General features: G+C 42.0%; 11 protein-coding genes. 10 read left to right on the plus strand and 1 reads right to left on the minus strand.

Annotated elements, in window-relative coordinates:
- Positions 1 to 218: 218 nt before the first annotated feature.
- From murB to alaS, 8 genes are all read left to right on the plus strand, one after another.
- Positions 219 to 1,124 (plus strand): UDP-N-acetylmuramate dehydrogenase, encoded by a 906-nt coding sequence (murB, locus tag QM818_RS05665; protein ID WP_261080996.1) that lies wholly within the window; start codon positions 219 to 221, stop codon positions 1,122 to 1,124.
- A 159-nt stretch (positions 1,125 to 1,283) separates the two neighbouring features.
- Positions 1,284 to 2,441, plus strand: coding sequence for an ABC transporter ATP-binding protein (locus QM818_RS05670; RefSeq protein ID WP_000742900.1), 1,158 nt, complete (start codon positions 1,284 to 1,286; stop codon positions 2,439 to 2,441).
- On the plus strand, positions 2,422 to 3,228 hold the full coding sequence (locus tag QM818_RS05675; protein WP_000753801.1) for an ABC transporter permease: 807 nt from the start codon (positions 2,422 to 2,424) through the stop codon (positions 3,226 to 3,228). The genes QM818_RS05670 and QM818_RS05675 overlap by 20 nt, the downstream gene beginning before the upstream one ends.
- Positions 3,225 to 3,998 (plus strand): ABC transporter permease, encoded by a 774-nt coding sequence (locus QM818_RS05680; protein ID WP_084929727.1) that lies wholly within the window; start codon positions 3,225 to 3,227, stop codon positions 3,996 to 3,998. Before QM818_RS05675 ends, QM818_RS05680 begins: the two co-directional genes overlap by 4 nt.
- Entirely contained in the window at positions 3,995 to 5,065 is a 1,071-nt protein-coding gene (locus tag QM818_RS05685; protein ID WP_261080995.1) for an ABC transporter substrate-binding protein, read from the plus strand. Before QM818_RS05680 ends, QM818_RS05685 begins: the two co-directional genes overlap by 4 nt.
- A gap of 160 nt (positions 5,066 to 5,225) precedes the next feature.
- Positions 5,226 to 5,468: a hypothetical protein gene (locus tag QM818_RS05690; RefSeq protein WP_125443005.1), complete on the plus strand. Its 243-nt coding sequence runs from the start codon at positions 5,226 to 5,228 to the stop codon at positions 5,466 to 5,468.
- Between the two features lie 273 nt (positions 5,469 to 5,741).
- A complete protein-coding gene (locus tag QM818_RS05695) occupies positions 5,742 to 6,227 on the plus strand; it encodes an LURP-one-related/scramblase family protein (protein ID WP_261080994.1) in 486 nt (161 codons plus the stop codon).
- Between the two features lie 21 nt (positions 6,228 to 6,248).
- A complete protein-coding gene (alaS, locus tag QM818_RS05700; RefSeq protein ID WP_175880865.1) occupies positions 6,249 to 8,867 on the plus strand; it encodes an alanine--tRNA ligase in 2,619 nt (872 codons plus the stop codon).
- A 195-nt stretch (positions 8,868 to 9,062) separates the two neighbouring features.
- Here the strand turns inward: alaS and QM818_RS05705 are convergent, their stop codons facing one another.
- On the minus strand, positions 9,063 to 10,517 hold the full coding sequence (locus tag QM818_RS05705) for an alpha-amylase (protein WP_261080993.1): 1,455 nt from the start codon (positions 10,515 to 10,517) through the stop codon (positions 9,063 to 9,065).
- Between the two features lie 177 nt (positions 10,518 to 10,694).
- Between QM818_RS05705 and QM818_RS05710 the strand changes: the two genes are divergently transcribed.
- On the plus strand, positions 10,695 to 11,444 hold the full coding sequence (locus QM818_RS05710; RefSeq protein WP_261080992.1) for an ABC transporter ATP-binding protein: 750 nt from the start codon (positions 10,695 to 10,697) through the stop codon (positions 11,442 to 11,444).
- Positions 11,425 to 13,059 (plus strand): hypothetical protein, encoded by a 1,635-nt coding sequence (locus QM818_RS05715; RefSeq protein ID WP_261080991.1) that lies wholly within the window; start codon positions 11,425 to 11,427, stop codon positions 13,057 to 13,059. Before QM818_RS05710 ends, QM818_RS05715 begins: the two co-directional genes overlap by 20 nt.
- Positions 13,060 to 13,094: the final 35 nt, after the last annotated feature.

Genomic DNA, 13,094 nt, shown 5'->3' on the forward strand with positions numbered 1-13,094 from the left:
TTATGTTTTGTCATAGTAGACCTCATTTCTAACTCAAACGTCTCACACTTAATTCCACCATAAAAATCCGTTTTAGACTAATTTCCACTTTGGTTGGGCAAGTGGAAGTTACTTTGAGAAATTAGCTTTTGTTTAAAATAAGCCCAAGATTTTTTTAGGGTCGTCAAATGGTATTAAAAATGGTATAATGGAATGAATTTTGTAAAAGGGAGAGTGTCATGTCAGTAAAAGAAAACATGCTTGAAATCTTAGAAGGGATTGATATCCGTTTCAAGGAACCCTTGCATAGCTATAGTTATACAAAAGTAGGTGGAGAGGCCGATTATTTGGTCTTTCCACGAAATCGTTTTGAGTTAGCTCGCGTTGTCAAATTTGCTAATCAAGAAAATATCCCTTGGATGGTTCTTGGAAATGCCAGCAACATCATCGTTCGTGATGGTGGGATTCGTGGATTTGTCATCTTGTGTGACAAGCTCAATAATGTTTCCGTTGATGGCTATACCATTGAAGCTGAAGCTGGGGCAAATTTGATTGAGACAACTCGCATTGCCCTTCGTCATAGTTTGACTGGTTTTGAGTTTGCTTGTGGCATTCCAGGGAGCGTCGGTGGTGCTGTCTTTATGAATGCGGGTGCCTATGGTGGCGAGATTGCCCACATCTTACAGTCTTGTAAGATTTTGACTAAGGACGGAGAAATCGAGACCCTGTCTGTCAAGGACTTGGCTTTTGGTTACCGTCACTCAGCCATTCAAGAGTCTGGTGCAGTTGTCTTGTCAGCTAAATTTGCCCTTGCTCCAGGAAGCCATCAGGTTATCAAGCAAGAAATGGATCGCTTGACGCATCTACGTGAACTTAAGCAACCTTTAGAATATCCATCTTGTGGTTCGGTCTTTAAGCGTCCAGTAGGGCATTTTGCAGGTCAATTAATTTCAGAAGCTGGCTTGAAAGGCTATCGTGTCGGTGGCGTAGAAGTGTCAGAAAAACACGCAGGATTTATGATCAATGTCGCATCCGGAACGGCCAAAGACTACGAGGACTTGATTGAGTCTGTGATTGAAAAAGTCAAGGAACACTCAGGTATCACGCTTGAAAGAGAAGTCCGTATCTTGGGTGAAAGCAAGTAGGACACTTTAGTTGAGAAGCTGCTGCTATGTCATGGAAAGGGGGTGAAAGCCTATCGTTAGTGCAGAAGTATGTAGGCAGTTCAATCTCCTACACGAGGTAGTAGCGGCCTGACAGAGCCCAGATCTGTTAATCTATGAAAAAGAAGGAATAAATGACAATTGAAAAAACCAATTATTGAATTCAAAAACGTCTCTAAAGTTTTTGAAGACAGCAACACCAAGGTTCTCAAAGACATCAACTTTGAGTTGGAAGAAGGGAAATTCTACACTCTTTTAGGCGCATCTGGCTCAGGGAAATCAACCATCCTGAACATCATTGCAGGTTTACTGGATGCGACGACAGGAGATATTTTGCTGGACGGTGTCCGCATCAACGACATCCCAACCAACAAGCGAGACGTCCATACGGTCTTCCAATCCTATGCCTTGTTTCCACATATGAATGTGTTTGAAAATGTTGCCTTTCCACTCCGCTTGCGCAAGATTGACAAGAAAGAAATCGAGCAGCGTGTAGCGGAAGTTCTCAAGATGGTTCAGTTGGAAGGGTATGAAAAACGTTCCATCCGAAAACTTTCTGGAGGACAACGTCAGCGTGTGGCCATTGCCCGTGCCATCATCAACCAACCCCGTGTGGTTTTGTTGGACGAGCCTTTGTCAGCGTTGGACTTGAAATTAAGAACAGACATGCAGTATGAACTGCGTGAACTACAACAACGATTGGGCATTACCTTTGTCTTTGTCACTCACGATCAGGAAGAAGCGCTGGCCATGAGTGACTGGATTTTCGTTATGAATGATGGCGAGATTGTCCAGTCTGGAACACCTGTGGATATCTACGATGAGCCTATTAACCATTTTGTTGCCACCTTTATCGGGGAGTCAAATATCTTGCCAGGTACCATGATTGAGGACTACTTGGTTGAGTTTAATGGTAAACGCTTCGAAGCAGTCGATGGGGGTATGAAGCCAAATGAACCTGTTGAGGTCGTTATTCGTCCAGAGGACTTGCGGATTACCCTTCCTGAAGAAGGCAAGCTTCAAGTTAAGGTCGATACTCAGCTCTTCCGTGGGGTGCACTATGAAATTATAGCCTATGACGAACTTGGAAATGAATGGATGATCCACTCAACTCGTAAGGCCATCGTGGGTGAGGAAATCGGTCTGGACTTTGAACCAGAAGACATCCACATCATGCGTCTCAACGAAACCGAAGAAGAGTTCGATGCCCGTATCGAAGAATACGTGGAAATCGAAGAGCAAGAAGCAGGCCTGATCAATGCAATCGAGGAGGAAAGAGATGAAGAAAACAAGCTCTAAACTCTTTGTAGTGCCCTACATGCTCTGGATTGCCCTCTTTGTCCTGGCACCCTTGGTCTTGATTTTCGGTCAATCCTTTTTCAATATTGAAGGACAATTCAGTTTAGAAAACTATAAATCTTACTTTGCGTCACAAAACTTGACCTACCTAAAAATGAGTTTCAACTCAGTGCTTTATGCAGGAATTGTGACCTTTGTAACCCTGCTTATCAGCTATCCAACAGCCCTCTTTTTGACCCGTCTCAAGCACCGTCAACTCTGGCTCATGCTGATTATCCTGCCTACCTGGATCAATTTGCTCCTTAAAGCCTATGCCTTTATCGGGATTTTTGGTCAGAATGGCTCTATTAACCAATTCTTGGAATTCATCGGAATCGGTTCACAGCAGTTGCTCTTTACCGATTTCTCCTTTATCTTTGTCGCAAGCTACATAGAGCTTCCATTTATGATTTTGCCGATTTTCAATGTCTTGGATGATATGGATAACAATCTTATCAATGCCAGTTATGACCTAGGTGCGACCAAGTGGGAGACCTTCCGTCATGTCATTTTCCCTCTATCGATGAACGGTGTGAGAAGTGGGGTTCAGTCGGTCTTTATCCCAAGTTTGAGTCTCTTCATGCTGACTCGTTTGATTGGTGGGAACCGCGTTATCACGCTGGGAACAGCCATTGAGCAGAACTTCCTGACCAATGACAACTATGGAATGGGTTCTACCATCGGTGTGATTCTTATCCTGACCATGTTCATCACCATGTGGGTGACCAAGGAAAGGAGAGAACGATGAAAAAATTTGCCAACCTTTATCTGGGACTGGTCTTTCTTGTCCTCTACCTGCCGATTTTTTACCTGATTGGCTATGCCTTTAATGCAGGCAACGACATGAATAGATTTACAGGCTTTAGCTTGAGCCATTTTAAAACCATGTTTGGCGATGGTCGCCTCATGTTGATTGTGACTCAGACATTTTTCTTGGCCTTTCTGTCAGCCTTGATAGCGACCATTATCGGGACTTTTGGTGCCATTTACATCTACCAGTCTCGCAAGAAATACCAAGAAGCCTTTCTTTCACTCAATAATATCCTCATGGTTGCGCCTGACGTTATGATTGGTGCCAGCTTCTTGATTCTCTTTACCCAACTCAAGTTTTCACTTGGCTTTTTGACCGTTCTATCTAGCCACGTGGCCTTCTCCATTCCTATCGTGGTCTTGATGGTCTTGCCTCGACTCAAGGAAATGAACGGTGACATGATTCATGCGGCCTATGACTTGGGAGCCAGTCAATTTCAGATGTTCAAGGAAATCATGCTTCCTTACCTGACACCGTCTATCATTGCAGGTTACTTCATGGCCTTTACCTATTCGCTAGATGACTTTGCCGTGACCTTCTTCGTAACGGGAAATGGCTTTTCAACTCTGTCAGTCGAGATTTATTCTCGTGCTCGTAAAGGAATTTCGCTAGAAATCAATGCCCTTTCTGCCCTTGTCTTTCTCTTTAGTATTATCCTGGTTGTTGGATATTACTTTATCTCACGTGAGAAGGAGGAGCAAGCATGAAAAAACTCTATTCATTTTTAGCAGGAATTGCAGCCATCATCCTGGTCTTGTGGGGAATTGCGACGCATTTAGATAGTAAAATCAATAGCCGAGATAGTCAAAAACTGGTTATCTACAACTGGGGTGACTATATCGATCCTGAACTCTTGACTCAGTTCACAGAAGAAACAGGAATCCAAGTCCAGTACGAGACTTTTGACTCCAATGAAGCCATGTATACCAAGATCAAGCAGGGTGGAACGACTTATGATATTGCTATCCCAAGTGAATATATGATCAACAAGATGAAGGACGAAAACCTCTTGGTACCGCTTGACTATTCAAAACTTGAAGGTCTTGAAAATATCGGACCAGAGTTCCTCAACCAGTCCTTTGACCCAGGCAATAAATTCTCCATTCCTTACTTCTGGGGAACCTTGGGAATTGTCTACAATGAAACCATGGTAGATGAGGCGCCTGAGCATTGGGATGACCTCTGGAAGCCAGAGTATAAGAACTCTATCATGCTCTTTGATGGGGCACGTGAGGTACTGGGACTAGGACTCAATTCGCTAGGCTACAGCCTCAACTCCAAGGATACCCAGCAGTTGGAAGAGACAGTAGACAAACTCTACAAGTTGACTCCAAATATCAAGGCTATTGTGGCGGACGAGATGAAGGGATACATGATTCAGAATAACGCTGCAATCGGTGTGACCTTCTCTGGAGAAGCCAGCCAAATGCTGGAGAAAAATGAAAATCTACGCTATGTGGTTCCGACAGAAGCCAGCAACCTTTGGTTTGACAATATGGTCATTCCCAAAACAGTCAAAAACCAAGATGCAGCCTATGACTTTATCAATTTTATGTTGAAACCTGAAAATGCTCTCAAAAATGCAGAGTATGTCGGTTATTCAACACCAAACCTACCAGCTAAGGAATTGCTCCCAGAGGAGAAAAAAGAAGATAAAGCCTTCTATCCAGATGCTGAAACCATGAAACACCTAGAAGTTTATGAGAAATTTGACCATAAATGGACAGGCAAATATAGCGACCTCTTCCTACAGTTTAAAATGTATCGGAAGTAGGAGTAGAACGTAAGAAAACGAATCAGTTAGAGCTGGTTCGTTTTTTAAAAAATAGAAGGCAATTTTTTAACTGTATATTTTTCTATTCTGGTTGCTTATTTTTTAGCCTAGTAGTATACTAATCTTAACCTTACAGAAAGCGGTAACAAAAAATGAAGATATCTACTTTTTCAAAAAAAGTTATTGGCCAACCTTTTTGATTGTTGACGAAACAATTATACTATTCCATTTAAAGGATGGCTTGGATCGACAATACCTAACAACTGATTCCATACATTTGGTGATAGGGTTCTTTATATTTGCAAATATTTTCGTAGCTATCTTTAACAATTCAAAACTTTGGAATAAAAGTTGGGATAAAAAGAGTGATAGCAGTAAGAAAAAATATATTCTGAAAAAGTAATCTGAGATGTAGGTAATGGGTTATTTAAATGGGAATGATTTCCAGTTGACGCAGACTTAAAAAAAAGATATAATAAGAAAGTTGAGAATTGATTTTCAATCATCTTAGTCCAGAGAAATGGCGGTGCTGCGAGCCATCTAAGCTAGAAAGTCATGCTACTCAATTTAACAATTGCATAAGAACAAGAGAATGACAAGTTCATTGAATGAAGGTGGTACCGCGGTTTTTCGCCCTTCGTGATATGAGCTTGTCTTTTGATTTTTGGCGGTGTTGATGAAAACATTTCTTGTCAAACAAAAGTTTCGTCTTGGAGGCGAACGTTTCGCTATCAAGGATGACAGGGGAGAAATCGCCTATCAGGTGGAGGGATCGTTTTTTAAGATTCCTAAAACCTTTACCATCTATGATGCCTATGGTGAACAGGTCAGTCAGATCAGTAAAGAAATCTTGACCTTGCTTCCTCGTTTTGAGATTCAGCTTCGGGATGGCTCGAGTTTTGTCATTCGTAAGAAGTTGACCTTCTGGCGAGATAAGTATGAGTTTGATAATCTGGGTCTTCGTATCGAGGGCAATATCTGGGATTTGAATTTCAAATTGCTGGATGATCGTGATCAGATGATTGCAGAAATTAAGAAGGAACTCTTCCATCTGACCTCTACCTATACCGTAACGGTTCTTGAGGATGCTTATGCAGACCTAGTCATTTCCCTCTGTGTCGCGATTGACTATGTGGAAATGCTGGAAAGCCAATCACATTAAACAAGTAAATAAGGAGACAATATGAAACAACTATCTAGTGCACAAGTACGCCAAATGTGGCTTGATTTCTGGGCGACCAAAGGTCACTCAGTAGAACCATCAGTGAGTTTGGTTCCTGTAAATGACCCAACTCTTTTGTGGATCAACTCTGGGGTAGCAACCCTTAAGAAATACTTTGACGGAACTATTATCCCTGAAAATCCACGTATTACCAATGCCCAAAAGGCTATCCGTACCAACGATATTGAAAACGTAGGGAAGACTGCGCGTCACCATACCATGTTTGAAATGTTGGGGAACTTCTCTATCGGAGATTACTTCCGTGATGAAGCTATCACTTGGGCTTATGAGCTTTTGACAAGCCCTGAGTGGTTTGACTTCCCTGCTGAAAAACTTTACATGACCTACTATCCAGACGATAAAGATTCATACAACCGCTGGATTGAAGTGGGAGTGGATCCAAGTCACTTGATTCCAATCGAGGACAACTTCTGGGAAATCGGTGCTGGGCCTTCTGGACCCGATACAGAGATTTTCTTTGACCGTGGAGAAGCATTTGACCCAGAAAATATCGGTCTACGTCTTCTTGCAGAAGATATCGAAAACGACCGTTATATCGAAATCTGGAACATCGTTTTGTCACAATTTAATGCGGATCCTGCTGTTCCTCGTAGCGAATACAAGGAATTGCCACACAAGAACATTGATACGGGCGCTGGTTTGGAGCGTTTGGTAGCGGTTATCCAAGGTGCTAAGACTAACTTTGAAACGGACCTCTTCATGCCAATCATTCGTGAAGTGGAGAAATTGTCTGGTAAGGTTTATGACCAAGATGGCGATAACATGAGCTTTAAGGTCATCGCTGACCACATCCGTTCACTTTCATTTGCCATCGGTGATGGTGCCCTTCCTGGAAATGAAGGTCGTGGTTACGTCCTTCGTCGTCTTCTCCGTCGTGCTTCTATGCATGGTCAAAAATTGGGTATCAACGAGCCTTTCCTTTACAAATTAGTTCCAACTGTTGGAAAAATCATGGAAAGCTACTACCCAGAAGTGCTTGAAAAACGTGACTTTATCGAAAAAATCGTTAAGAGCGAAGAAGAATCATTTGCTCGTACTCTTCACTCAGGTCAACACTTTGCTCAAGGCATTGTAGCTGACTTGAAAGAAAAAGGTCAATCTGTCATTGCTGGTTCAGATGTATTTAAACTTTACGACACTTATGGATTCCCAGTTGAATTGACTGAAGAAATCGCTGAAGAAGCTGGGATGACTGTAGACCGTGAAGGATTTGAAGCAGCCATGAAAGAACAGCAAGAACGCGCGCGTGCGTCAGCTGTCAAGGGTGGCTCAATGGGTATGCAAAATGAAACCCTTCAAAACATCACTGTGGAAAGTGTCTTCAACTACAATGCTAGCCAATTGTCTTCTAAATTGGTAGCTATCGTGGCTGACAATGCAGAAGTAGAAGCTGTGTCAGAAGGAACTGCCTCTCTTATCTTTGCGGAAACGCCATTCTATGCTGAAATGGGTGGACAGGTCGCTGACCACGGACAAATCTTGGATGAGTCAGGTAAGGTTGTGGCTACTGTGACAAATGTTCAAAAAGCACCAAACGGACAAGCTCTTCATACAGTTGAAGTCCTTGCACCGCTTGCCTTGAACCAAGAATATACCTTGGCAATTGATACAAATCGTCGTCACCGTGTTATGAAAAACCACACTGCGACTCACTTACTTCACGCTGCCCTTCACAATATCCTTGGAAACCACGCAACACAAGCAGGATCTCTTAACGAAGTTGAATTCCTTCGCTTTGACTTTACTCACTTCCAAGCTGTAACTGCTGAAGAATTGCGTGCAATTGAACAGCAAGTCAACGAGAAAATCTGGGAAGCTCTTGAAGTGAAGACAGTTGAAACGGATATTGACACTGCTAAAGAAATGGGAGCCATGGCCCTCTTTGGTGAGAAATACGGCAAAGAAGTCCGTGTTGTGACTATCGGCGACTACTCTATCGAGCTTTGTGGTGGTACCCACGTTGGTAACACTTCTGAGATTGGTCTCTTCAAGATTGTCAAAGAAGAAGGGATCGGATCAGGAACTCGCCGTATCTTGGCAGTGACTGGTAAGGAAGCCTTTGAAGCTTATCGTGAACAAGAAGACGCTCTTAAAGCTGTCGCAGCAACCTTGAAAGCACCTCAAGTCAAGGAAGTGCCTCACAAGGTAGAAGGACTTCAAGAACAACTTCGTCAACTTCAAAAGGAAAATGCTGAGTTGAAAGAAAAAGCCGCAGCTGCAGCTGCAGGCGACATCTTCAAGGATGTTAAGGAAGTCAACGGTCACCGTTACATTGCTAGCCAAGTGTCTGTATCAGATGCAGGTGCCCTTCGTACTTTTGCAGATAACTGGAAACAAAAAGACTACTCTGATCTTCTTGTCCTAGTTGCTGCTATCGGAGACAAAGTCAATGTCCTTGTAGCAAGCAAGACAAAAGACCTTCATGCAGGAAACCTTGTCAAAGAATTAGCACCAATCGTCGATGGACGTGGTGGTGGTAAACCAGACATGGCCATGGCAGGAGGAAGCAACCAAGCTAAAATTCAAGAATTGTTGGATGCGGTAGCAGGTAAATTGTAATCAAGTAATACTCTTCGAAAATCAAATTCAAACAACGTCAGCTTCGCCTTGCCGTACTCAAGTACAGCCTGTGGCTAGCTTCCTAGTTTGCTCTTTGATTTTCATTGAATATAAAGATCTATCCACTTGGGTAGGTCTTTTTGTAACTACAAAAAAGCCAAATCCGCTTGGACCTGGCTTGATGATTATGAGTTATTAGATTCTATTAGATGCCCAGACACTTACCGAAGCAGCTGAGACTGGGAATTGTCCATAACCTTCCTCATCAATTGTAACTTGACCTTGGTTATTTCCAAGTATATCTACAAAGGTTTGGTTAGCCCATTCTTGACCGACAAACATAGACTTGCTGTTTTCTTGGTCATTTGAGATGAGGACTGCGATTGGAGATTGATTTTCAGCACCTAAACGTACCCAACCGATACAGTTAGCATCATCAAAGTAGTCATTTTGTTCTCCATAGGCCAAATCTTTTCGGATGGCTAGGAGGCGGTCAAGGACTTCTTTGAAATCTTGTTGAGCATACTGTCCTGAAATCCCATAGTAGTCTCCGTAAAAGACACATGGAAGGCCATCTTGGCGTAACAGAATGAGGGCATAGGCTGCTGGCTTGAACCATTCTTCAACAGTAGACTCAAGGGCCTGTCCTCGTTGGGTATCGTGGTTGTCGACAAAGGTTACAGCCTTGTAAGGTTTGAGTTCAACCAAGCTATCTGTGAAAATACCACGAAGGTCATAGTTTGCGCCAGCTTGACTGGCTTCAAAGAGATTCTGGTGGAGACGAACATCGACAAGGTCAAAGCGTTCTTCTGTTTTTTCAAGGTAGTCTAGATTGGCTTCCTTATCAGGATTCCAGAATTCACCAAAAACATAGAAATCTTCACCGTATTTTTCCTTCATATCTCGGATGAAATTGCTCATGAAGAAAGAGTCAATGTGCTTAACGGCATCCAAGCGGAAACCAGCTACACCAGTTGTCTCAATGAACCAATCAGCCCAGTCATAGATGTTTTGTATGACTTCAGGATGTTTAAAGTCTAGGTCGGCATACATGAGGTAGTCGTAGTTTCCGTTTTCGTTATCGACCAATTCCTCATTTGCCCAGCCCTTGTTGTCTCCTTGAATCAGATAAATCCCAGACTTGCGGCGTTTGGCATCGTAGTCTGTACCGGTGAAGTGGTACCAGTGCCAGTGAAAGTCATTGTAGGTATCTTGGCGACCATCGAAGGTAAAGCTAGTCCAGCCATTGATGGTGAAGGGTTCTCCAAGTTCAACTGTACGGTCTACAGGATCTACTTCAATAACTTGAAAGGCTTCCATGTGATCGGCCGCAGCCTTGTGATTGAGCACCACATCGGCCATGGGTTGAATTCCCTGTGCTTTTAGGGCTTGAATGGCTTGAAGATAGTCTTCTTTAAAACCATACTTGGTGCGGACAGTTCCTTTTTGGTTAAACTCGCCTAGGTCGAATAAGTCATAGACACCATAGCCGACATCTTTTTCATTGGTTGCCTTAAAAGCTGGTGGCATCCAGACATGACTAATACCGAGATTAGCAAGGTGTTGAGCATCTTCAGCCAGACGCGTCCAGTGCTGGCCGTCATGGGGCAGATACCATTCAAAGTATTGCATGAGTGTTTGATTTTGCATGATTTTTCCTCTTACTTGTCAATCTTGTTCTTTATTCTATCATAAAGTATCGGTTAGCTCAAACGTTTGCGTAAAATAGAAGACATGTATTTCAACTATTTAAGATAAAGTGTTGATTTTTAAAATGAAAGTGCTATCATAATAGTAAAATACATAGATAAAGCTAGGAGTCAGCTCATGATTGAATTTCAAAATGTTAGTAAGTTGTATGGTGATAAAGAGGCTTTGAGCAATCTCAATCTGCAGATTGAAAATGGAGAGATTATGGGCTTGATTGGCCATAATGGGGCTGGAAAATCAACCACCATAAAGTCTCTAGTCAGTATCATTTCACCAAGTAGTGGTCGTATTTTGGTAGACGGTCAGGAGTTATCGGAAAATCGCTTGGCTATCAAACGAAAGATTGGCTACGTAGCGGACTCGCCTGACTTATTTTTACGATTAACGGCCAATGAATTTTGGGAATTGATTGCCTCATCCTATGATCTGAACAGCTCTGACTTGGAGACTAGTCTAGTTAGGTTATTGAGTGTTTTTGATTTTGCTGAAAATCGTTATCAGGTTATTGAAACCCTTTCTCACGGAATGCGTCAGAAAGTCTTTGTAATTGGGGCACTCTTGTCTGATCCTGATATTTGGGTCTTGGACGAACCCTTGACTGGTTTGGATCCCCAGGCTGCCTTTGATTTGAAGCAAATGATGAAGGAACATGCACAAAAAGGCAAGACGGTCTTATTTTCAACCCATGTCTTAGAGGTAGCTGAGCAAGTCTGTGATCGGATTGCTATTTTGAAAAAGGGGCATTTGATTTATTGTGGAAGCGTAGAGGACTTGAGAAAAGACCATCCAGATCAGTCTTTGGAAAGTATCTACCTTAGCCTTGCTGGTAGAAAAGAGGAGGTTACAGATGCGTCTCAAGGTCATTAAAAAATTAGTTGATATCAATATCCTCTATTCATCTAAAGAAGCTAATTTGGCTAATTTACGAAAGAAGCAGGCTAAGAATCCTGATAAAAAGGTTGATGTGTCAGGGAAATTATTGCGTTCTTATCTTGTTTCTAGTCTGTTGCTACTCATCTTATTTTCGAATCTAGCCTTTCATTTTCCTTTTGAGGAAATGCCAAGTTTTTTTAGTAGCATGGTTGCGATTTTACTGGTGCTTGCCTTTTCAACGTCTTTCACTGCATTTTACAATGTCTTTTATGAGAGTAAAGATTTTGCCTCCTATAGTCCCTATGCCTTTAAAGAATCAGAGATTATCATTGCTAAAGGACTGTCTGTCCTCTTGCCAGCTCTAACTGGAATTGTACCAATCCTAGCTTATTTTCTAGTTCTCTACATTAGGCTAGCTCCTTCCCTTTGGCTGGGCTTGCCTTTGATGCTACTGTCCTTGGCCCTATTATTTGTCTCTGTAACTTTAGTGATGGTAGTGGTAGTGCATTTCTTAGCTCAGACTGCAGTTTTCAGAAAGTATCAGTCTATTTTTGCCAATGTGATGATTGGGATTGGGGTTCTCACACCTTTATTATTTGTCTTCTTTCTACAGTCAACTTCTAGAGGTATAGTTGACAGAGTTAGAGATATTCCACTTCTCCTTTATCCTATTCATCTCTTTTACAAAATAGCAGTGGAGCCTTTTTCGACAGAAGCCATACTGGGTCTGCTCGCTTGGATGGGACTAACTCTCTTCCTGCTTTATCTGACCAAAATGAAGGTTATTCCTCGTTTTTATGACGTTATCCTGCTTAACAGTGAGGAGAAGGTTATAAAAGAACGACGCAGTAAAGAGGGGATTTCAACGGCTAAAAAGGGATTTTTCCGCATGGTTTTGCGCTATAACCTTTCTCTCTTAGGACAGGGAACTGGCGTGATTACAGTGCTTTTTACAAGTGCTTTCCTTCCTTATCTCATGATGATCGGTCTGATTTCCAAAATTCGAGATTCTCAGTTAGTTCCAGACATTCATCCTCCATACTGGTTACCCTTGTTTTTTGTAGGAGTGCTTATAGCAGTTTTCAATAACAATATCACCAACTTACATTCAATTAGCTTGTCCTTAGAGAGGGAAAATTTTGATTTTCTGAAGAGTTTGCCCTTTGACTTTGTTCGTTATGTGAAAGTGAAATTTTGGATTATCTTTGCTGTTCAGTCCTTTTTACCTATCTTGACTTTACTTGGTCTTTCCCTTTATTTAGGATTGCCCATCCTTTCGATGATTTACCTTCTTGTGTCATGGATCTTTGCCAGTGTCATCCTTTCTTGTCACCATTATTTTAAGGATGTGAAAAATCTGTCAACCAATTGGAGTAGCATTACGGACCTGGTCAATCGTTCAAATGGTATAGTCAAAATGGTTTTACTCTTAATTTATGGTGTTATCTTGTCGATTTCATCTCTTGTGAGCATATTCTTGGTTCAGTCTCTCTCTACTATCCTTGCTATCAGCTTGGGAGTAGGAGCTCTTATCCTTCTGCTTGGTCTTGCTATTTTTAGCTATCATTACTACCTATCACGGATATTGGTAGAGATAGAAAAAAGATGAGGTAGTTGGTCGTTTGCTTGATAAATTTTATAAAA

The sequence above is a fragment of the Streptococcus mitis genome, from assembly GCF_047464035.1.
Classification (GTDB): Bacteria; Bacillota; Bacilli; order Lactobacillales; family Streptococcaceae; genus Streptococcus; species Streptococcus mitis_DX.

Excerpts from the sequence above, each read along its gene's own strand:
- QM818_RS05680 (WP_084929727.1), top strand. The coding sequence starts at position 3,225 with ATGAAAAAATTTGCCAACCTTTATCTGGGACTGGTCTTTCTTGTCCTC.
- murB (WP_261080996.1), top strand. The coding sequence starts at position 219 with ATGTCAGTAAAAGAAAACATGCTTGAAATCTTAGAAGGGATTGATATC.
- QM818_RS05710 (WP_261080992.1), top strand. The coding sequence starts at position 10,695 with ATGATTGAATTTCAAAATGTTAGTAAGTTGTATGGTGATAAAGAGGCT.
- QM818_RS05685 (WP_261080995.1), top strand. The coding sequence starts at position 3,995 with ATGAAAAAACTCTATTCATTTTTAGCAGGAATTGCAGCCATCATCCTG.
- QM818_RS05715 (WP_261080991.1), top strand. The coding sequence starts at position 11,425 with ATGCGTCTCAAGGTCATTAAAAAATTAGTTGATATCAATATCCTCTAT.
- QM818_RS05675 (WP_000753801.1), top strand. The coding sequence starts at position 2,422 with ATGAAGAAAACAAGCTCTAAACTCTTTGTAGTGCCCTACATGCTCTGG.
- QM818_RS05705 (WP_261080993.1), bottom strand. The coding sequence starts at position 10,517 with ATGCAAAATCAAACACTCATGCAATACTTTGAATGGTATCTGCCCCAT.
- alaS (WP_175880865.1), top strand. The coding sequence starts at position 6,249 with ATGAAACAACTATCTAGTGCACAAGTACGCCAAATGTGGCTTGATTTC.
- QM818_RS05695 (WP_261080994.1), top strand. The coding sequence starts at position 5,742 with ATGAAAACATTTCTTGTCAAACAAAAGTTTCGTCTTGGAGGCGAACGT.